At 47.7% G+C, this 21,595-nt stretch carries 18 protein-coding genes; 9 read left to right on the top strand and 9 right to left on the bottom strand.

Features of this window, described 5'->3' with window-relative positions; all coding sequences use genetic code 11:
• Window positions 1-22: 22 nt before the first annotated feature.
• Window positions 23-838: a MerR family transcriptional regulator gene (locus tag HI950_RS08180; protein ID WP_169083357.1), complete on the bottom strand. Its 816-nt coding sequence runs from the start codon at window positions 836-838 to the stop codon at window positions 23-25.
• Window positions 839-1,037: 199 nt separating this feature from the next.
• Between HI950_RS08180 and HI950_RS08185 the strand changes: the two genes are divergently transcribed.
• The 5 genes from HI950_RS08185 to HI950_RS08205 all read left to right on the top strand — a co-directional run bounded on the left by HI950_RS08185 (window position 1,038) and on the right by HI950_RS08205 (window position 6,675).
• A complete protein-coding gene (locus HI950_RS08185) occupies window positions 1,038-2,033 on the top strand; it encodes a substrate-binding domain-containing protein (protein WP_169083358.1) in 996 nt (331 codons plus the stop codon).
• Entirely contained in the window at window positions 2,030-3,493 is a 1,464-nt protein-coding gene (locus tag HI950_RS08190) for a sensor histidine kinase (protein ID WP_169083359.1), read from the top strand. The genes HI950_RS08185 and HI950_RS08190 overlap by 4 nt, the downstream gene beginning before the upstream one ends.
• Window positions 3,468-4,811: a response regulator gene (locus HI950_RS08195; RefSeq protein WP_169083360.1), complete on the top strand. Its 1,344-nt coding sequence runs from the start codon at window positions 3,468-3,470 to the stop codon at window positions 4,809-4,811. Before HI950_RS08190 ends, HI950_RS08195 begins: the two co-directional genes overlap by 26 nt.
• Before the next feature lie 198 nt (window positions 4,812-5,009).
• Window positions 5,010-6,413 (top strand): sugar porter family MFS transporter, encoded by a 1,404-nt coding sequence (locus tag HI950_RS08200; protein WP_169083361.1) that lies wholly within the window; start codon window positions 5,010-5,012, stop codon window positions 6,411-6,413.
• Window positions 6,414-6,465: 52 nt separating this feature from the next.
• Entirely contained in the window at window positions 6,466-6,675 is a 210-nt protein-coding gene (locus HI950_RS08205) for a YrzA family protein (protein ID WP_169083362.1), read from the top strand.
• Window positions 6,676-6,740: 65 nt separating this feature from the next.
• Here HI950_RS08205 and HI950_RS08210 read toward each other — a convergent pair whose 3' ends face one another.
• Window positions 6,741-8,198 (bottom strand): amidase family protein, encoded by a 1,458-nt coding sequence (locus tag HI950_RS08210; protein WP_187768051.1) that lies wholly within the window; start codon window positions 8,196-8,198, stop codon window positions 6,741-6,743.
• A 178-nt stretch (window positions 8,199-8,376) separates the two neighbouring features.
• Between HI950_RS08210 and HI950_RS08215 the strand changes: the two genes are divergently transcribed.
• The 4 genes from HI950_RS08215 (at window position 8,377) to HI950_RS36950 (ending at window position 12,617) form a co-directional block, all read left to right on the top strand.
• A complete protein-coding gene (locus tag HI950_RS08215) occupies window positions 8,377-9,810 on the top strand; it encodes a stalk domain-containing protein (protein ID WP_169083364.1) in 1,434 nt (477 codons plus the stop codon).
• Window positions 9,811-10,179: 369 nt separating this feature from the next.
• A complete protein-coding gene (locus HI950_RS08220; protein ID WP_223285163.1) occupies window positions 10,180-11,196 on the top strand; it encodes an alpha/beta hydrolase in 1,017 nt (338 codons plus the stop codon).
• Window positions 11,197-11,332: 136 nt separating this feature from the next.
• Window positions 11,333-12,190, top strand: coding sequence for an SDR family oxidoreductase (locus HI950_RS08225; protein WP_169083365.1), 858 nt, complete (start codon window positions 11,333-11,335; stop codon window positions 12,188-12,190).
• Window positions 12,191-12,503: 313 nt separating this feature from the next.
• Window positions 12,504-12,617 carry a hypothetical protein gene (locus HI950_RS36950; protein ID WP_411268080.1) on the top strand — a complete coding sequence of 38 codons (114 nt, stop codon included), beginning with the start codon at window positions 12,504-12,506 and terminating at the stop codon, window positions 12,615-12,617.
• Window positions 12,618-13,180: 563 nt separating this feature from the next.
• Here the strand turns inward: HI950_RS36950 and HI950_RS08235 are convergent.
• From HI950_RS08235 to HI950_RS08265, 7 genes are all read right to left on the bottom strand, one after another.
• Window positions 13,181-13,942 (bottom strand): anti-sigma factor, encoded by a 762-nt coding sequence (locus HI950_RS08235; protein ID WP_169083366.1) that lies wholly within the window; start codon window positions 13,940-13,942, stop codon window positions 13,181-13,183.
• On the bottom strand, window positions 13,943-14,512 hold the full coding sequence (locus tag HI950_RS08240; RefSeq protein WP_169083367.1) for an RNA polymerase sigma factor: 570 nt from the start codon (window positions 14,510-14,512) through the stop codon (window positions 13,943-13,945). It lies immediately after the preceding gene.
• 95 nt (window positions 14,513-14,607) lie between these two features.
• Window positions 14,608-15,249 carry a cupredoxin domain-containing protein gene (locus HI950_RS08245; RefSeq protein ID WP_169083368.1) on the bottom strand — a complete coding sequence of 214 codons (642 nt, stop codon included), beginning with the start codon at window positions 15,247-15,249 and terminating at the stop codon, window positions 14,608-14,610.
• Between the two features lie 37 nt (window positions 15,250-15,286).
• Entirely contained in the window at window positions 15,287-16,906 is a 1,620-nt protein-coding gene (locus HI950_RS08250) for a plastocyanin/azurin family copper-binding protein (protein WP_169083369.1), read from the bottom strand.
• Between the two features lie 246 nt (window positions 16,907-17,152).
• Window positions 17,153-18,130: an NAD(P)-dependent alcohol dehydrogenase gene (locus tag HI950_RS08255; protein WP_169083370.1), complete on the bottom strand. Its 978-nt coding sequence runs from the start codon at window positions 18,128-18,130 to the stop codon at window positions 17,153-17,155.
• A 120-nt stretch (window positions 18,131-18,250) separates the two neighbouring features.
• On the bottom strand, window positions 18,251-20,851 hold the full coding sequence (locus HI950_RS08260; protein WP_486187803.1) for a winged helix-turn-helix domain-containing protein: 2,601 nt from the start codon (window positions 20,849-20,851) through the stop codon (window positions 18,251-18,253).
• Window positions 20,852-21,031: 180 nt separating this feature from the next.
• Window positions 21,032-21,532 carry a cysteine hydrolase family protein gene (locus tag HI950_RS08265; RefSeq protein WP_169083372.1) on the bottom strand — a complete coding sequence of 167 codons (501 nt, stop codon included), beginning with the start codon at window positions 21,530-21,532 and terminating at the stop codon, window positions 21,032-21,034.
• Window positions 21,533-21,595 lie beyond the last annotated feature (63 nt).

Below are 21,595 nucleotides of genomic sequence, written 5' to 3' on the forward strand. Positions count from 1 at the left end.
TGAAATAGATCTTAACCAAACTCTACTCTAGGGGAATAAGCAATTCAGCCAAGCGCATTTTTCCGTAAATATCTTTGTCCGAAGTTAAATAGGTTTCGCGGATCGGCTCTTTGTAGGAACGAACATAGCCTTGAGACGAGATCCATGATTCTAACTGATCAGCAGCAAGGCATGAGTCATCGTAAGGATTGCAGAGGTGTACGAGCGAAGCGGCCGTTTTTAACTCAGGCAGAAGGCTGACGTTTACTCTATCGTTGCTTGGAATTGCTTGAGTCAGCGGTACTGAAACCTCTAGATTGGCTTGTTCCTTGTCCATGCCGCCATGTTCATGCCATAGAATCGTCAGCTCTCGTCCTTCGTCCGCCCCATACGAATTGACGTATTTTGTGAGTTCATCAAGCAGCAGACAAAGGTGCTTTCGCGGAACGATATCACGAATCGAAGCCGAAAGCTGAGGCTGTACATTACGGACGGTTATCGGTGTTTCTTGTTGGCGGTTATCCGCTTCCTCGACGCGGGCAATCCTATTATCGATCTCTCTCAACTGCTGCTGCGCTTCCAAGATGGAACGCTCAAGCTCTTTCTTCTTATCGGTTAACTTTAGTTTTACGTCGGGTATAGCATGCTTTTCTAGAAAGGGTTTAATTTGATCCAGCGTGAAGCCATGTTCCTTAAAGGCGGTAATGCGCTTAACGGTTAAAAGCTGCTCTTGGCTATAGAACCTATAGCCATTATTAGGATCTATAAAGGCGGGCTCAAGCAGCTTCACGCTATCGTAAAATCTTAACGTCTTAACGGAAACACCGCTCAGCTTGGAAAAAGCACTGATTTTTAGCACTACTTATCTGACTCCTTTTATCAAATGCCTATAATCAAAAACTATACAATGGCGTGAAAAATAAAGAAATAGCAGTCTTACCTATTTTTGTTGGCCATGTCCTTTTTTCATTTGCTTTCAGGATTCGGTCCAGCTTTTGATTGTAGGATGGTTCTTGTATAATAATCCAATAGATATGGACGTCATAAGGAGCTGTATTATGTCCAACCGAAAATGGAATATTGGAATCGCCATATTATTTATTGTGTTTTCCAGCCTTCTGCTTAGCTTTTTGTTCTCGACGCTGCGAATACGCGAGCTGCTGCAGCCTATTCTCTCTAATGAAGCCAGCGACAAAGAGCCCTACCATGTTGTTCTCCTATCTCAAGAGCTCGATAATCCTTATTGGCGGTCGATCGAACAAGGAGCAAGGGAAGCTTCAACTAAATACGGGATGCAGCTTGCTTACACAGGACCGCTTCGCATTAATCCGAATGAGCAAATCAAGCTGCTGGAGAAAGCGATAGCAGCCAAAGCAGATGCGCTGCTCGTGCAAGGGATAAACGACCCTCAATTTGTGGATCTCATTAATCAAGCTGTAAGCGAGCGTATTCCCGTCATTACAATAGATACGGATGAACCGAGCAGCCGAAGGCTTACTTATGTAGGAACGAACAATCTCGATGCCGGAAAAATAATGGGCGGGCTCGTTGCCACAGCTGCCGGACATAAGGGGCAGGTTGCCGTTCTGATAGGGAATGAGCAATCGCCTAATCAACAGCTGAGACTCGAAGGCTTCCTCTCGGTTATCGCCCAGTATCCAGAGCTGTCCCTTGTCGCTGTTCGATCCTCCAATATTTCTCGTCTTCAGGCGGCCGGGGAAGCTGAAGAGCTGCTGCTCCAATATCCGCAGCTGGATTATATGGTCGGGCTTAGCGCCTTGGATGGGATCGGCATTGCGGAGGCTGCCGAACGATCGAAGCAAAGCGGCTTGCACATTTTTGCGTTTGACGCCTTGGAAGAAACGCTAGAGCGGATCACCAGCGGTAAAATCAAAGCAACTATCGTCCAGCAGCCGTACAACATGGGCTATGACGCCATTTCGCTTCTGAATGATTATTTGCATGGCGAGACGCTTCCCGAGCGGCATTTTACGAAGATTACGGTTCAGGACGGACAAGCCTTAAATGATAAAATTGGAGCAACGAGCCCATGACCATTCGTACGAAGCTGCTTATTTTTATCCCATTGCTCGTTCTGCTAGTCAATCTTATTACCTTCTTCTTGTTTCAAAGTGGAAAAATGGTGGAGCAAGGCTATAATCAAATGATGGATCGCCTCCTCTTATACAACCAAACTTCACAGATCGCCGAGAGCGGCCTAGGAGCGCTTCACAGTTATTTACTAAATCCTGACGAGCTTAATCATGAACGGTACACAAAAAATGCAAATAAACTGATGGAGCTCCGCGCCCAGCTTCACGCTGAGTCAAAAACCTCCGTCCACTCGTCTACTATAAGAAGCTATATAAATTTGCTGGATACTTTTTTGGAGCAGCAGCAAGCTGCCTTCGCGGCCGTGTCAGCCGAAAGCGCAATTGCTTCCCTCGCCCCCTACGAAAAAGCGGAGAAAACGGCAAGCTTTATTCGGGAGGATGGACAGCAGCTTGTCGAAATGGAATTAAGCGTCTATCAACCGATATACGAGCAAATTCAAGCGGAAAATAAGCGCATGTACCTGCTCGGAGCAGCGGTATTCATCACCAACACGCTGCTGAGCATTTTGCTTGCCATATGGATATCGCGCAGCATTACCGCTCCCGTAAGCAGGCTTGTCACACGTGCAAAACAAATTTCAAAAGGTGAGCTTCAGCAAACCGCAAGCCAGAGATTGCATAACTCCAATGACGAGCTTGGCTTATTGACGGGTGCATTTGAGCAAATGTCGAGCGACCTGCTCATCTTGATCGAGAAGGACAAAGAAAGCCTTAAGAAAGACCGGCTCGTTAAGGAATTGGAGCTTCAGGCGCTGCAAAGCCAGATCAATCCGCATTTTCTGTTCAATACGCTCAATGTGCTGTCCAAGCTCGCGCTCCTCGAAGGAGCCGAGAGAACAAGCGATCTCATCGTATCGATGTCTAATTTATTAAGATACAATTTGCGCAATCTCGATCAGCCGGTTACCCTGCAGGACGAGGTGGCACATGTAAAGGAATATTTCATCATTCAGCAGGCCCGCTTTCGCGACCGCATACAGCTTGTGATGGATATCGAGCCGTCTGCGCTGCAGCAGCCCATTCCTGCGCTAACGCTCCAGCCAATCGTAGAAAATGCTTTTATGCACGGCATTGAGCATATGGAGAGCGGCGCGATCATTCGGCTTGAAATCGTACGGGACTCGGATGGCGTGCTCATCTCGGTATCAGATAATGGAAGCGGGATGACCGAAGAGATTCGCCAATCGTTGCTGCGGCTTGAATCAGAGCCTCATCACAAGCAATCAACTGGACTTGGCACAAAAAATGTGTTTAGACGACTGCAATTGTTTTATGGCGTACATGAGCTGATCGAGATACATAGCGAGCTTGGCAAAGGAACCACGGTTGCGATTCGGATACCAAACGTTAAGGAAAACGGAGGTGAACCTATTTATGTACCGACTGTTGATCGCGGATGATGAGGCGCTTGAGCGTGAAGGCTTGGAATGGATCATTGAGCGAATGCTGCCAAATACGTTTCAGATTCTCCATGCCGAAAACGGACGTATCGCGATAGAGCGGGCAGAGGAGCATCGTCCGCATATCGTATTAATGGATATCAATATGCCAGGCATTCAAGGATTAGAGGCTATACGCGAAATAAAAAATAAATTGCCGGATACCAAATTTGTCATGGTGACGGCTTATGATTATTTTGCATATGCCAAAGAGGCACTTTCTCTTGGTGTAAAGGAGTACCTTATCAAGCCAGCCAAGCGGGAGCAGGTCGTAGAAACCCTTCAGCAGCTTATAGAAGAGCTCGAGCAAGAAAAAAAGAAGCGTTCGGATGAGCTGGAGCTGCGGCAAAAGCTGTCTCAATTACTGCCCTTAGCAGAAAATGAGCTGGCGATGATGTTTATGCTTGATCATATTACGTACACCGACATTGAGCAATTGTCCGAATGGCTTAGCTTTCCTCTATCGCAAGGCTGTGCTATCGTAATCGCCTTTCCCGAGCCAATTAAAATAGACAATAAGCATAAAATTTACGATACGATCAGAGGGTTTGCCAAAACCAACGCGGCGACAAGCATTGTCAGCTCCTTAATCGAACGCCATATGGCGATCTTCATAAACAAAGCCAGCTCGCTGACAGATGCGGAATGGAAAGAGACGACTACGGCATTCGGAGAAAAATTATGTGCGATAGCAGCAAGGCAGCTGGAGTTCGAAATCTTGATCGGCATCGGACAAGCTCACGCTGGCGCGGAAGGTCTGCGCAAATCTTATTTTGAAGCGGTATTTGCCTCCAATTACTTTGAGCAATGCGGCAACGTATGTCACTTCGATGAATTGAAGCAAGGAATCGGGCAAGCCGCATCCGATCAGCCGCGCCTGCCTGCGAGTGCTGAAACGATCCCTGAGGCATACGTTCTCTCCGCTATGCAGCGTATTCGCGAGCAGCGCGAGCAGCAAACCCAAACGGTTCTTGACCGTGCCAAAGCATACATCCAGGGGAGATTTTCAGAAGACCTGTCACTTGAGGAGGCGGCGGACTTTGTGCATCTTAATCCCCACTATTTCAGCAAAATTTTCAAGCAGCAGGTAGGCACCACTTTTATCGACTACGTCACAGCCCTTCGAATCGATAAAGCGAAAGCGCTTATGGCCTCTGGAGAGCTAAGCCTGAAGGAGGTTTGCTTCGAGGTCGGCTACAACGATCCGAATTACTTCAGCCGTGTTTTCAAAAAAGTGACCGGCGTCACACCTTCCGATTATCGCGGTCAAACGAAATAAGCACGGCCATCTAGCTCCATGTCGCTAAGACATGGACTTTTTTGTGTTTGGCAGGACAATAAAATGCTAGTTTCCCTAAATAAGGGCACCTTACATCTATAGTCCAAAATTAATACAGCAACAACACTGATTTGTGAAGGTGTTTGCACGCGGAGACGTGCATTTTGCGTGATATAATGAAATTCGTTTTAACGCAGGATGGGATTGTCAGAGAGGAGAAAAACGATTGTGGGAATGGCGATGACGAGCAAAAAAGAACAAGTGAGCATGAAATTTGTAACCCTTGTTTCTATTGTATCCGCTCTTGGCGGATTATTATTTGGCTTCGATACAGCGGTCGTATCGGGTGCAGTAGGATTTATGGAGGATCGATTCGACTTAACGAAGCTCCAAGTTGGATGGGCCGTTTCAAGCTTGATCATTGGCTGTATCGTAGGAGCGGCAATGTCGGGCGTTTTAGGAGATCGCTTCGGCCGCAAAAAAGTACTGATCTCAGCGGCGATCTTGTTTATTATCAGCTCGATCGGCACTGCGATTCCGGACAGCTTCTCCGGTTTTATAATCGCGCGGATTATCGGCGGAATCGGGATAGGCATTACCTCTACCCTATGCCCGCTTTACAATGCTGAGATTGCTCCAGCAAAATATCGGGGCAGGCTTGTTGCACTCAACCAGCTTGCTATTGTAACTGGAATCTTTCTTACCTATTTTGTTAATCTGTGGATTTCAGGCTCGGGCGATGAAGCTTGGGCTGTAGCCTCCGCTTGGCGCTGGATGTTCGGCGTTGGCGCAATACCCGGCTTGCTCTTTTTGATTTTGCTGTTCTTCGTGCCTGAGAGCCCTAGATGGCTGATCAAGCAAGGACGAGCAGCGGCAGCACTGCCTATTTTATTGCGAATTCACGGCGAAGAGCTTGCTAAACAAGAGGTGCTTGACATTAAGCAATCGTTCGAGCAAGAAAGCGGTTCGATCCGTCAGCTGTTCAGCCCTTCACTGCGAATAGCTCTTATCGTAGGAGTAGGACTCGCAGTTCTTCAGCAGATTACAGGAATTAATGCGGTCATGTATTATGCCCCGGAAATTTTTAAAGCGACAGGTGCCGGTACGAATGCTTCTCTGATTCAAACGATTCTGGTCGGCTTTATTAACTTCTTATTCACCATCGTCGCCTTATGGCTTATTGATAAAGTCGGACGCAAAGCGCTGCTTCTCGTCGGCTCGGCTTCAATGGCTATTTGCTTGCTCGTTATAGGCATTGCCTTCCAAACCGGACATGCTGATGGCCCGCTCGTGCTTATCTTCATCTTGCTGTACGTAGCCTCCTTCGCGATTTCGCTTGGGCCTGTCGTATGGGTCATCATGTCCGAAATATTTCCGAATCGTATCCGCGGCAAAGCGACCGCAATTGCGGCTATGGCGCTCTGGGCAGCGGATTACATCGTATCGCAATCATTTCCGCCATTGCTAAGCTCCGCAGGTCCTGCAGCCACGTTCTGGATTTATGGCAGCATGGCGCTGCTCGCCTTCTTGTTCACCTGGCGCGTTGTACCGGAGACGAAAGGAAAATCGCTCGAGGAAATTGAATCTTTGTGGGCGAAGTAGTATAGCTGTATAATAGATTTAGGTAATAAATCTATGTTTAGGAGATACTCGAATGGACTTCCGGTTAGATTTAATTGAAAACAAGATTGAGTTTTTTGAAGCCTATGATTTGAAAACGCTGGAGCAAAAGATCGATCAGCAAATTGAAAATAATAAAGGCTTGCTGCTAGAGGTGTTCCACGTCAGCCATCATGCCGTATTTAATCCTAAAATCGAAAAAATGCTCTATAGCGCGGTCGTTCATTTCAAAGCCAAAAAATAAACGTCTAACGAAAAAAATCCTCCCGACATGCTATTGTCTGGAGGATTTTTATGATGTAAAGCTGCCTAAATAAAGCTCTTTAAGGAAGGCGGCCTGCGAACCCGGCTATGCTGCTCATAGGCATAAGCAAGCTTGATGAGCATCGGTTCCTCGTACGCTCTCGCTGCGAAAGTGACGCCAAATGGAACTCCCTTGGCGGTATAGCCCGCCGGAACAACAATAGACGGATAGCCGGCGCGCGACGTAATTCTGGCTCCAAAATCAGCTGGAAACAGCAGTGCATCCAGCTGATGCTCTTTCATCGTTGCATCCAGCCCTTCGTCCTTGCACAATTTGAGATCGGCAGCACGGTCTCGAAGGTATGGTACATCGGTCTGTGTGCCCGATGTTGTAGTTTCGGCAGAAAGCAGCGTCGATTGCCCGTACTTGAGCGTCTCGATTGGATGCTCATTATTAAAAGCGATAATGTCCTTCAGCGTACGAATTTGAGAGCCGGGCGGCAGCTTGGACAAGTAAGCATTCAGCGAGGTTTTGAACTCGTTGAGCACGACCGAGGAATACTTGATTTGGCGAGCGGTCCGTACATCTGCCGGGTCTACAATAATCGCGCCGCATTCTCTCATCAGCTCCACTGCCCCGTTAAAGATCGCTAACTGCTCGTCCGTCAATTCTTCAAAGAAATAGTCTCTCGGAATACCGATTCGAGCGCCTTCGAGACCAAGCGGATCAAGAAATACGCAATAATCCTCTTGCTTGCGCCAATATCCCGCTCCCATTGCAGCGTCACTCGCATCATGCGCTACAATATCGTTTAGAACATGCACAGCATCCGTTACCGTCCTTGCCATTGGACCTGCTGTATCCTGACTGTTTGATAGCGGCAAAATGCCCGTTCGGCTCACCAGCCCGACCGTCGGCTTAATGCCGACAGTTGAGCTTAAGTTGCCCGGATTCAATATCGAGCCCGAGGTTTCCGTACCGATTGAAGCCATGCAAAAATTACATGCAACCGCGACGCCCGAGCCAGCGCTCGACCCGCCTGTCGGCGTAGAAATATTGTACGGGTTTAAAACCTGCCCGCCGCGCGAGCTATATCCGGACGGCATTCCATCTGTCATAAAGTTGGCAAACTCCGTCATATTCGCTTTTCCGAGTATAATAGCCCCTGCTTCGCGGAGCCGCTTCACAATAAAGGCATCCTCTCCCGCATAGCTGTTGGCAAGTGCAAGCGAGCCTGCGCTCGTATGCATCAAATCACCCGTATTTATATTGTCCTTGAGCAGAATCGGAATGCCATGAAGCGGCCCTCTTGGCCCCTGAGTTGCTCGTTCACTATCTAAGGCAGCAGCAATAAATAAAGCGTCGGGATTAAGCTCAAGCACCGAATTGATCGTAAGGCCTTCTTTATCATGGGACGCGATTCGGTCAAAATAAAACAGGACCAGCTCACGAGAAGTAAGCTCCCCTGCTTCCAAAGCTGCTTGAATGGACGAAATGGTTGCTTCTACGATTTCCATGCCCATATGACCCCTTATACGACCCGAATAAATGCTGAACAAGCCTAGTATAAACTATTTTTTGGCAAACAACATCTTTAAAACTTTGTCTCTGTCTATTTTTAATGATATAAATAACTTTTCAGCTACTTATTGCGTCTAACCTTTTATACCTTATTATCACATGAGAAGGAGAGCCAACAGGATGAGACTGCAAAAGAAATGGACAGGACTGACGTTTCTGCTTCTCTGTATGTGCTTCATGCAGGTTCATACGGCATTTGCCGAACAGGAGATTGTGCGCAAAGGCTCCGAGCTAACCGGCATAATCGACATCGATTCGTCGTTAGAATCGCATATGGCGCTTCAAAAGGACGGTACAATTTGGACATGGGAAGGCAATGAACAAGCAAAGCGAGGCCCTAAAATTGCGGGAGCGATAGCGGCCGAAGTTGGCAATATTGCACTGAAGGCGGACGGCACCGTATGGACCTGGGGTTCAAATGAATCGGGGCAGCTCGGGAATGGCATGATCGATAAGCCAAAAGCAAGCGCGAACCATGAGCCTGAGCAGGTCAAAGGGTTAAAAAACGTAGTCGCCATTGCAAGCGGCCGCTCCTTTCATGTTGCTCTTACAAAAGATCACACGGCATGGATCTGGGGAAATTCGTGCATCGTGTCGATGACACGCTCAGACTTTACATTTAATGAAAACTATTGCATCGCCTATGAAGAGCGGCCTCAAGAAGAAAAAGCCTACGTTCCCGGCTTGATTAAGAGGGAGAACATTAAAGCGATTGCGGCTTCTCAAAACAATATATCAATCGTCAAAGAAGATGGCAGCGTCAATCGCTGGGGCTATTGGAACAATGTACGTATGGGCGAGGATACATTGCCCTGGGCAACGAAGGATATCATGGCCGTCTCGGAAATGTTCAATGACTACATGGGCAACCTTTTATTGCTCCGGAAAGACGGAACGGTTGGCTACTATGAGCCACCGGCTGTAAAGCCTAAAGGCGGCTTCACAAAAATATCTGCAGCCCCATACAGTGCTAATTACAACCTGGCCTTGCATCAGGATGGCTCGGTCTGGAATAGCGAGGAAAATGGCTCATTGATTCAAATAAAAGGCTTGAGCAATATGGTAGATATTGAAGCTAGAGCAGCGAATAGCGGGCTAGCCTTGGACGACAAAGGGACGGTGTGGTCCTGGGGCGAGGCTAAATATGGGGCTCTTAATCAAGGATCAGCATCACCAAAAACATTATCCGTCGTCAAGCCAGCTGCTGTGTTCAAAAGCTTCTCCATTCAACTAAATGATGCCTACATTCCGCTAAGCGCTGCTCCGGTTATCATAAACGGGACAACCTTCGTCCCGCTGCGCGACGTGTTCGAGGCTCTGGGCGCGAAGGTGAGCTACAGCTCTGGCAAAATTGCGATCAGCAAAGGAAAAACGAGCATACAGCTTGAGGTATATAAACATCAAACAATCGTTAACGGTATGAAGAAGCAAATCGCTGAAGCGCCTCGTTACTACCAAACCAGGACGATTGTCCCGCTCCGCTTCGTAACGGAAGCGCTTGGCGCCAGCGTCAAGTGGAACACAGTTAACGATACGATAATGATCGAGAGTTAACATCATGTCGGAAAAGCTAAACGAAAAAGGAGAAGGCCCCTACTCGCCTTCTCCTTTTTATTTTTAGCAGCTATCTTCAATCGATAGGAAGGATTACTCTTTGATTTTTTCAAAGGAAGCATCGTAAAGCCGAAACATCGTTTTATAGCCGGACTCATCAATTTTAACACCGACATCCAGCCTCCCGGGAATTTTCAGAGGACCGGTATGATGCCTCGTTTGTATAGCTGGACATTTGATAATATTACATTATGGTCACGGTCGCAATCTACGATCCTCTGAAAGGAGGAAGAATTGCATCACTGAGGCAACACTGCTATTTTAAAAAGGTAATGTTGTTCTCTAGAAAAACACTAAGGAGTAAGCGCAATGATGCTATTTGTTCGCCCGATATGGATTGGGACAGGCAGCCTGCTTGTCCTGCTGCTACTCATTTTGATTGCTGCTAGCTTTTATTTCTATCATGTTGCCATTAAGCGCAATTCCAAGCAATTTTTGAGCGACAACGCAGATTTAGCCCAAATCCAGAGCAGCAAGAGTAATGAAGATTCTATCGACCCTGCTATTACCGAAAAGGTGCAGCCTACTCCAGTAGACGTGATGGGAGTGGATTGGGTAGAAAGCCAAGACTACGAAACTTGGCGCATTACGTCCGATGACGGCTTGGCACTCGTCGGTTATTACCTTGCAGCCAAGGTGCCAACTACTCGAGCAGTCATACTCGCTCATGGCTATTCCTCGCAAGGGAAAGATATGGGCAGCTTCGCTAAGTTTTATTATGAGAAGCTTGGCTACAATGTGCTCATGCCTGATGACCGTGGTCATGGCAATAGCGAAGGCGATTATATCGGCTTCGGCTGGCCCGATCGGAAGGATTATCTGCTTTGGATTCGCAGGGTGGTAGAGGCTGTTGGCGATTCTGCGCAAATTGTTCTGCATGGCATCTCCATGGGAGGCGCAACCGTCATGATGATAAGCGGCGAGGATGTCCCTAGCCAAGTCAAAGCGATTGTTGAGGATTGCGGCTATACTTCCGCGCATGATCAGCTCCTTTACCAGCTAAAAAGGATCTATAAGCTTCCCGCCTTCCCTATTATGCCTGCAACGAGCTTGGTTACCCGGTTGAAAGCAGGCTACCATTTTCATGAGGCATCAGCATTATCCCAACTGAAAAAAAACAAGCTGCCTATGTTTTTTATTCATGGAGCAGCAGATACTTTTGTTCCCACCGAAATGGCTTGGAAACTGTATGAGGCCTGCACGGCGGAGAAAGAAATTTATATTGTAGCAGAAGCGGGGCATGGTATGGCTTACGCTACCGACAGACGGACCTACGAGCAGAAAGTGGCTGCCTTTATTGGAAAATATTTAAACAACGACGGCTAATACGGCCTGCTCATGAGGCGTATTGCATTCCTCGACAGAAATTGTACGGTTTCCTATTGTATATGGACATAACCTTTAGCTATCGCTGATATGATTAAACGAACGATGCGATGCTGATTCAAAGGGAGGTGTGTATATGGAGCCTTTTTCCACTGATCTATTGAAAGGAAAGGTCGTGCTGATTACTGGCGGAGCGACAGGTCTTGGCCGTGCTATGGGAGAGAGGTTTGTTGCGCTTGGCGCCAATCTGGCTATTGCCAGTCGCCGCGAAGCCGTGCTCGCAAAGGCTGCAGAGGAAATGAGCCTAGCGGCAACCCCCGTATATTACAAAAGCTGTGATGTCCGTGACCCCGCTCAAGTGAGTGAACTGATAACGGCCGTTGAGAACCATTTTGGGCACATCGATGTACTCGTTAACAATGCTGCCGGCAATTTCGTCAGCCCTACTGAACGGCTCTCGCCTAGAGCGGTAGACACTGTCTTGAATATCGTACTGCACGGCACCTTTTATACGACACTTGAGGTTGGGAAGCGTTGGATTGAACAAGGAATCGCCGGCACTATGCTGAACATCGTTACCACCTATGCCACGACAGGCTCGGGCTATGTCGTACCCTCTGCGGCGGCAAAAGCTGGCGTACTGGCGCTTACAAGATCGCTGGCCGTGGAATGGGCGGCTTATGGAATCCGGCAGGTTGCTATTGCGCCAGGGCCATTCCCTACAGAGGGAGCATGGTCACGCCTTGCTCCTACTCCAGAGCTGGAAGAAAAAATGATCGGCCGGGTTCCCTTAAAACGGGTAGGCAATAAAGAGGAGCTTGCAAATCTGGCTGCTTATCTCATTTCTGACTATGCAGCTTATATGAACGGTGAAGTCGTGACGATTGACGGCGGCGAATGGCTGCAAGGAGCAGGCCAATTCAACAGCTTATCCGAGCTGACGGCCAAGCAATGGGATGATTTAGCGGATTTGACCCGCAAAGGGAAAGGATAAGCAAGCTAGCTCAGCGTGGAATTCAAAGAAAAAGCAGCTCATACACCCGAGGAGGAATGAACTGCTTTTTTTACGCTATTCTTTTTCTTGTGCGCCCTCTACTTGATTTAAAGTCCGAAAGCCAGGTCTCTTCCTCCTGATCTATTTCCTGAGCGGTTGCCGCCTGTACGATTGCCTCCAGTACGGTTTCCGCCTGTACGATTGCCTCCAGTACGGTTTCCTCCGGTACGGTTGCCACCTGTGCGGTTACCTCCTGTACGGTTTCCGCCTGTGCGGTTACCTCCTGTACGGTTGCCACCTGTGCGGTTGCCGCCTGTACGGTTGCCGCCTGTACGGTTGCCGCCTGTACGGTTGCCGCCTGTACGGTTGCCACCAGTACGATTTCCATTGTTTTTTGCATTTTTCTTTTCTTTTGGCATATGCGTAATACCTCCTCATAGAAGCTACTTACAACATATGTAGCAAATCTATCATTCGCAACTAGTCATCTGATTGTTTTATAGAATAATAGATTCATATCCCTGCCACAAACAATGAGCTATCCCAAAAGTGGCATCGTCTAAAATAGGTCTACTTTCTAGACCTATTTCATCGAATCGCCCCGTTTAAGAGGAATAGATCTAGTTTCTAGATCTATTTCCGCTGGCGGAGCGTCAAAATGCCCATTAGGCAGCTTTCACGACTAAAATAGGTCTACTTTCTAGACCTATTTCCTCGAATCGCCCCCCTTTAAGAGGAATAGATCTAGTTTCTAGATCTATTTCCGCTGGCGGAGCGTCAAAATGAACATTGGGCTGCTTGCGAGCCTATAATAGGTCTACTTTCTAGACCTATTTCCTCAAATCGCCCTCCTTTAAGAGGAATAGATCTAGTTTCTAGATCTATTTCCGCTGGCGGAGCACCTCTTACACAGTTAACGTGTGATGCGCATAAATAAAGAAGCTGTCCTCAGGGGTGATAACCCTTTGAGACAGCTCCTCTATTCTAAAGCTATAATGTATTAGCCGAATAGGAACCGGTATCCGTTCCGAATGCTTTCGTCCCGCGCGGCTGATCGCCCTTCTCATCAGGCTCCAACGTTATGCCGATGCTATCATAGGTTAATTGTTCTGACTCTATCCCCATAGCAAGCAGCCCGACTCCTTTCTCGTCAACGCGGAACGTGCCTGCGCTCGTTCGAATACCTTCTCGGAGAAGCCACACTTGATAAGCCTCCTCGTTTTTTGTTTCTTGGGCTCCGAACACATAGACTACAAACTGCTTGCTCTTTCCATTGTCAACAATGCATGCTACACCATACGCATGCTCCTTCTCCGTGGATTCCGCCTTCAGCATCGTGATCTGAACAATCTCGGAGGCTGGAGCAAATAAAGCATTTTCAATGGATTCTAGTCGCGAATCCTGTTTTTTAACGAAAGGATTTTCCCATAACGAGCCGCCGACAAAAATAAGCGCTGCCGCCGCTACCGCTATTGCGGGCTTCCATAGCTTTCTTCCAATCCGTGCTTTATGGCGCCTTGGTACTGCTTTGGCAGCAGCCATAATCTGCTCCTTTAAATCCTCTGGCGGTTCAATTCGATTCATATCCAAGGGAAGCTCCTCCCATACGATTTGCAATTCGGCCAGCTCTTGCTTGCAAGAATCACAATAAGTCAAATGACGCTCGAAAGCTTCCCTTTCCTCATTTGAACCAGTACCAGATAAATAATCGAGTATGAAATCGCAATCGCGGCTATATGCTTCGTCATTCATTTAAAGTTCCCCCTTTGCCGCAAGATGCCTTCGCAATATTTTCAAAGTCTGATGAAGTCTGTTCTTGACTGTTCCGAGAGGCTGATCATACAGCTGTGCCAGCTCTCTCAAGCTATAGCCTTGCCAATAAAAATGCTCGAGAAGCGTTTTCTGTGATAGAGATAAATGCTTGCACGCCTGCTGAATTTGCTCCCTTATGGAATGTCTTTCAACATGCTCCTCGGGCGACAGACCCAGTTGATCAGGCAATTCATTAAATCGTTCATCCGTAATTTGTACAAGGCCGGAAGCTTCTCTTCTTTGTTTACGAATATGATCCATCGTTATATTACGGGTAATGGTAAGGAGCCAGCTTGTAAAACGTCCCTTATCTGGGTCGTATTCCGATTCTGTCGTCCATAAACGCATAAATACCGCCTGCGAAATGTCTCTTGCGGTTGACTCATCCCGAACCGCCTTGATGGCAAAGGAATACACCAAAGAGCCATACCGGTCATAAAGAACGGACAGCGCTTTATTTTTACCGTTTCTAATATGCTGCATGAGTTCTTGATCGGTAAGATTAAGCATTGATTAGCGCCTCCACGACAGGCTTTTTTTCTTCATGTTATCAGAAACAGGAGCAGCCATAAACAGCTGCTCCTAATCTTTTAATAAATGATAAATTATTTTTCCTTTACTACAATTGACCCTCTCATGCCTGGATGAGGAATACAATAGTAGCCGAACTCGCCTGCTTCTGAAAAAGTAACCTTCTTGCTTTCATTTTGGGCAAGCAACTCCGTATCGAATTGTCCATTATCATCTGTTGCAGAATGCTTTACCTCATCCTTATTGATAAAAGTGACGATATCGCCCTGCGAAATTTCGAGCTTATCCGGTGAGAAGGCGAAGTTCGTAATCTCAACCGTATGAACGGTTACCTCGTCGGAAGGCTGTTCTTTGTCTTTAATCGGCTCCTCCGTTTTGACCGGTGCCTTTGGCGTAGACTTAGGCTGGACTGGAGTAGCCTTCGGCTTCGTTTCTGTCGTCTTCACTGTTGCAGCAGGCTTCTCAGTAGCTTCAAGCTTTTCCGTTACTTTCGGCTTCTCCGTTTCAACCGGCTCCTGCACCGGGGAGGCTGCATCGGATGGGCTTGGGGTTGGAGTATTTTCCGATCCAGAACCATCATCATCTGCATGCTCATCAGCAGCTTCAGAGCTTATCGGAGCAGCTGTCATATCCATTTTCGTATTGTGGGCAGCAGTCTCGTTAGATTCCTGAGCGCCGCCGCAGCCCGATAAGAAGAGGAGCAACAAAGTCAGCATTAAACATCCAAAAGTTATTTTTCGCATGTCCTCACACTCACTTTACGATGATTTGACCGGTCATAAATGATTTGTGCGGCTCGCAAAAATAATTATAAGTGCCTGGTTTTTCAAAAGTTACTGTATAGGTTTCGCCTTTAGCGAGCAATGGAGTCGAGAAGGAACCGTCCAAAGCAACCGCATTATGCTTCATCTCATCGTAATTCGTGAAGATAACCTTGGAGCCTGCTTCCACAGTAAGTGCTTCCTTGCCGAAGGAGTACTCTTTAATGTCAACGTTGTACGTCTTAACCGTCGCGACAGGTGTGGTTGGTGTAGTGTTTGGTGTAGTTGATGCAGTTGTTCCATTAAATTGGGCTGGATCGACGATATACCAGACATCATTAACGCCCTGCCCATTCAAATCTCCATGCGCCTTGTCATTTAAAAAATAATAGAGCGGGAACCCTTTATATGATGCTTGCTTGCTTCCATCCGAGCGGGTAATCGTTCCGATATCGCTTCCATTGATCGTAGATGGGACACTAGCGCTTGATGATGAATATGCAGGCCAATTGACGAGGCAATTGCCTTCGCAAACGCTTTTTCCGGATGTATCCTTGTCAAAATAATAAAGGGCTCTGCCGTAATCGTCAGTCAAATAGTTGCCCGCTTCCTTTGAGGTGCCAAGCATAATCGCGTAATCCGACTTCGCCGCAAACCACACGCCGCCTACGCCCTCACCGGTTACATCGCCAGGCTTGCTATCCTTTGCAAAATAATAGAGCGGCCAATTTTTGTATGTTAGCTGCTTCGCGCCGTCTGTGCGTGTAATAACGGCGAAGTCAGCTTTATTCAGCCAAGCCGGTATTTGAAGATTCGCATCGTAATAGATCGGCCAGTTTTTCAAGCAATCGCCTTGACAGGCATTAACATTTTCCGCGTCCTTCGTGAAGAAATAGAGCGCACGCCCGTTTTTATCTGTAAAATAGTTGCCGAGCTTATCGTTTTGCCCAATGCCGATCCGCTCGCCTTGCGGCAATGCTGCCCCGGAGGCAATGACTCCGCTCGCTTGGAGCGTGTCAAAGAACGGCGTGCCATTTTTCGTATGGGCAGACAGCGCCTCAACAAGAGAGGTTGCTAGATGTGCATTCAGCAGCGACGACTTGCCGGCAATCTCTTTCAAGCCATGCGAAGCTGCGAATGTTTCCGATTGTTGGTATGTAAAGTCTGATCCGGATTTATAACCGAGGTTCTCCAATATGACCTTGTAAAATTGCTGGGAGCTGATCGCTGCGCTTGGTTCAAAACGATTGTTACCCGCGCCCTGCCAGCCTAGCTCCGGTTTGCTCTTCAGATAAGCCAGCACGGACTGATTGGCTTTGCCTACCTGTGCAGCGTCAGAAAAATTAGTTTCGCCTGTAAAAGCTAGTGCGTCCTTCAGTTTTCCATTAAGGCGAAGCGAGATAATAGCAGCTTGCAAGCGCGTTGACGCTTTACTCAAATAGGCCGTATCCACACCGTTGCCGTCTCCAATTAGAAGCCCAAGCTCAAACGCCGTATCGGCATCAGACTTGACCCCGGACGATGATTCTGCAGACGCCGTACCAAGCGGAGCGGCAATCATTGTCGTGCACATTGCAGTTACCAAAAACAGTTTCTTTAATCGTGTAAGCATAAATAATTCCTCCTTTATGGTCTTTTCATGTAGAGATAACGCTGCGGAGGAAGGATAGGTTTGATAAAAATATAAATATTTTTTTGCCGCATTCATCGTTTGCGAGGATATGTAGGCGCTTGCATCTTGCTGTGTTGATAACAAAAGACCTTGATTATCAAGAACTTCACTTTTTTGAGAAAACTACAAAAAAGAACCCAGATGCGTATGCACCGAGTTCAATTTTTTATTAAGCATATGTTGGTGTTACCTCGTATTAGATTCCAGCGTGATGACTACATTTCCCTTTTTATGTCCTGTTTCAACGTACCTGTGAGCCTCGGCAATCTGTTCCAGCGGATAGCGTCTATCAATGACTGATTTTATGTTTCCCGCTTCAAAAAGCTCTTTGATAAAGGTTAAATTTTCTTTGCTCTGCTGTAAGCCCGAAGCCGTGAAAACAGCTTTCTTGCCGCCGATTTTTGAAGTCCATAACATTTGAAACATAATGGCTAGCGTAGGGATCGTTAAGAGATAGACCCCTCCTTGCTCCAGCGAGCCTTTACAACGTGAAAATGAGCTTTTGCCTACCGCATCGAAAATGATGTCATAGGTTTGGCCGCTTTTGGTAAAGTCAACTTTGGTATAATCAATAACCTTATCGGCTCCAAGCGATTTCACTAATTCTAAGTTCGAGGCACCGCATACTCCGGTAACTTCTGCCCCGTAGTACTTGGCAAGCTGCACCGCATATGCGCCTACCGATCCAGAAGCGCCATTGATAAGTACTTTTTGTCCGCTCTGAATTTTCGCCTTATCTCTAAGGAAAGTTAATGCAGTGGTTGCTCCATCACAGACGCCGACAGCTTCTTCATAGCTTGCATTGCCCGGTTTTACTACGACCTGTTTATCTTCGGGCAGACACAGGTACTCGGCATGAGCGCCAAAGTGATTTGGACTTATTCCAAGCACCTGATCACCCTTCTTAAATAACTTCACATCTTTGCCGATAGCTTCAATTTCCCCAGCAAACTCGACGCCTAGCTTAGTATTTCTTGGTTTAGTAAAGCCATAGATGAGTCTAATCATAAACGGGTCGGCCTTACGAAATGCGCAGTCCGACGGTGTTACGACTGCCGCATAGATCTTAATAAGCACTTCATTGTCCTTTGCTGTAGGTTTTTCAACCTCTTTGAGCTGGAGAACATCCGGTGATCCGTATTTTGGGCATACAATTGCTTTCATGGGTTTCCTCCAAGCTGCTTTGTACGGGTCCACTCGCTCCGTATACAGGTAGTATATTTGCAAGCCGATATTATCGTATAGACACTTTGGTGTTGCTTAGAGATATTTCTGTACCCAAAATTACAACAATCCCAGCTCGCGAGCCCGGGCTACAGCCTCCGTGCGTCTTTGAACTTGAAGTTTCCCAAAAATTCTGCGGTTGTGCCCTTTAACCGTATCTAGGGCAATGAAGAGTCTATCGCTAATCTCATGATTCGAGAGTCCTTGGGCAATAAGCTGCAACACTATTAACTCGCGTTGGCTCAAAGGCTCGATAAGCGGCTGGACAGCCGGTACATAATCATCGCCCCTCTGCCCTTTAGCTTCAAAAACAGCCTTCAACTTGACTATGTAGTCCTTCATTATCCCGCGAGCAGCCGCATCAGATAATAGTCCAGCCATCGGAATACCTTCGTCGATAAAGATTCGAATGAATCCGCCGGACTCTGCTAGTGCCAAGGCATCACGTAGCAATTGTATTGCCTTATCCTTTTCGCCATGCTCCTGTAGAGCGACTGACAGCAGCACCATAATCCTGAGCCGCTCATCCTCCCATCCCTTTGCCTCCATCTGCCGGAGCAGCGGAACGAGAACATCCAGCACAGCCGCTGTGTCTCCCTTAGCCAGATGTACCCGAGCTTGAACGAGGGGGATTTCGTGTTTCTGAACCAGCTTCGCCGCTGCTGCCAGATGGCCCTGACGAAGCAGTACAAGCGCTTGGACGGCAGCAATCTCAGACACCCGATGCACAAAATGATGCTGGCGAACGAACTGAGCCGCTTTTGACACAATAGCGGCTGCGCCCCCCAGATCACCCTGGGCAAGCTTTAAGCGGGCGAGAATCAGCTCGCAAGCTACCAATCTATCTGTATCTTCTAATTGAATCGCAAGTTGGACGCTCTTTTGGCCGTGCTGCCCGGCAGCATCCATGTCGTTCCATTCATAACCTATACGAGCCAGGCCAAGATGAGCTTCGCAGACAACTAGCAGCGGCAAATCACCCGCCAATTGCAGAACACGGCGGTAGCTCTTAGCTGCCATATCGAGCCGATTGTCTGCTTCCTGCATGTTGCCGAGGCCAATAGTAGCCATTATGGTAATAATGAAATGGCCAATCGCCTCGCTGATCGATATCGCTTCGGTATAGGCTTTTGTAGCCGAGACACGGTCTCCCTGAAGATGGTAGGCATACCCCAGCGTCCAGATAGTTGCTGTGCGGACAGGCAGGTTGCCTGGGTGCAAATATTCCAGGGCGCGTCGCGACTGGACAAGAATAGTTTCTGCCTCGTGCTGAGTAACAGCCAGCGTTGCGCGAATAGCAGCAATATGCCCCATAAGGTCATCGGTTTTCTCGTTTGGCTCGGCCCCTTGCAGAGCTGCTTCTGCTGCTTTCAGTTTTTGTTCGACGCCAGCCATTTGGCTGCCAAACAATAAAACCGAAGCATAGATCACCCACAACGAGGGCCGCTCATCCAGTATCGCGGATGGAAGCGACTCCAGCCAGTTCCGCACAGGGGCGACTGCGCCACGAAAGTGCAGGGGCATCCCGTTCCCTTCGATCAGGCGCGCAGCACGTTCAATATCATTAGCGGCAGCCGCATGCTGGAAAGCTTCTATTTCCAGTCCGTTCTCTTCATACCACCGGCTCGCCCGTACATGTAATTCGGCTGCACTGCTTCCCGCATCCCCTTTAGGCGATTGGGCACTCAGCTGCAATCGCTGCCGGAGCAAATCTGCAAAAAGATGGTGATAACGGTACCAGCGCCGTTCGTTATCCAATGGGACGATGAAAAGGTTAGCGTGCTCGAGCGCTAGCAAGGTTTCTTGACCGGTTGAAAAGGCTCCCTGGTGTAAGGAAGATTTGGAAAATACACCTGCGTCCGTCTGTTCCCCTTCTGCTCTGCTAAGAACGGCATCACAAAGAGGGCCGCACATGCGATCGAGGATAGAAGTGCACAGCAAAAAAGTCTGAACGCTTTCGGGCTGCTGCTGCAACACTTCTTCAATCAAATAATCGAGCACAAAATGATGGCTGCCAGTGAAGGACTTGATAAAACTTGTGGTGTCCTTAAGTCCCTTCATGGAGATCGCGGCTAATTGCAAGCCTGCAATCCAGCCTTCTGTGCGGGCTTCAAGCAGGGCGATGTCTTCGGTTAAAAGGTTTAGACCCATCATCTGGTTTAGAAATCCGGCTGCTTCAGAATGAGTGAAACGCAAGTCTGCGACACGCAGCTCAGTCAGTTGGTCCCGGACGCGCAACCGAGCAAGAGGTAGATGTGGATCCTCACGGCTTATGATGACCATATGCATCTGCGGCGGCATATGCTCGATAATTAAGCTTAGCGCTTTCTCAACCGGCTTGGCGTCTATGACGTGATAATCGTCAAGGACAAGGATAAAATGGTCAGGAATAGCTGTGAGTTGATTGATCAGAGTAGTTAGAATGGATTCAATCGGCGGGCCATGGGGGGAATGGAGCATGCCAAATACGCTCTCTCCAATATTCGCAGCAATCTTTTGCAATGCTGCGATAAGGTAAGACAGAAAGCGTATTGGGTCATTATCCCCTTCGTCGAGCGATAGCCAAGCGAACGGTCGTTCACAACCGACGAGCCATTCGCTGACCAGCGTTGTTTTACCGTAGCCGGCGGAGGCAGATATAAGGGTCAGTCTACGGCTCAAACCTTCGTTCAACCGCTCAAAAAGTCGAGGGCGAAATACCGCATTAGGCCGAGGCGGGGGAATATATAGTTTAGTTGATATAATTGGCGTAGACATAGATCAATTATAATAACGATAGCTTAAAGCCGTCAATAACAGCTTCTACACGCGTTAGGCGGGGTCAAACCGCCCGTGGAGGTCTTATTTGAGAATATTCGTCATGAATTCGATCACCGAGTAGGATACGACCTGCCGATCACGGTAAATGGAGCTAATTGCATCCTGCTTCGTACTCAGGATTCCCTTTTGTAAAATCACTGAACGGAACCCTCTCTCCACCGCGCCGTTTAAAGTAAACGTAACGCATTGTTCAGCGGCAAAGCCAGATACTACAACCAATTCAACACCTTGATCTCGAAGGATCTGTTCCAAATCCGTTTTCCAAAATGCATTCGAAAACTCTTTCTCAAGCACAATATCCTTTGGTCCAATGGACACTTGAGAAATTATTTTTCTAGCCTCCGGATCACTCTCATCATTTGCACCTTCCATGTCCTGTATGTGAATAACGGTTTGCTCTGCTGCCCTCAATAAACCTGAAACATGATTAATATACTCACAAGCGGATTCCAATTGATGTTTGTCCGCTAACTCATTCATGAATATATTTTGCATGTCCACAATTAGTAAGCCGATTTTCATAGCTATCCCCTTCCCGGAATTATGTTTCAATGTAGATCAAAACATGTCTGGATTCATAAGTAG

The sequence above is a fragment of the Paenibacillus sp. PL91 genome, from assembly GCF_012935325.2.
Taxonomy (GTDB): domain Bacteria; phylum Bacillota; class Bacilli; order Paenibacillales; family Paenibacillaceae; genus Pristimantibacillus.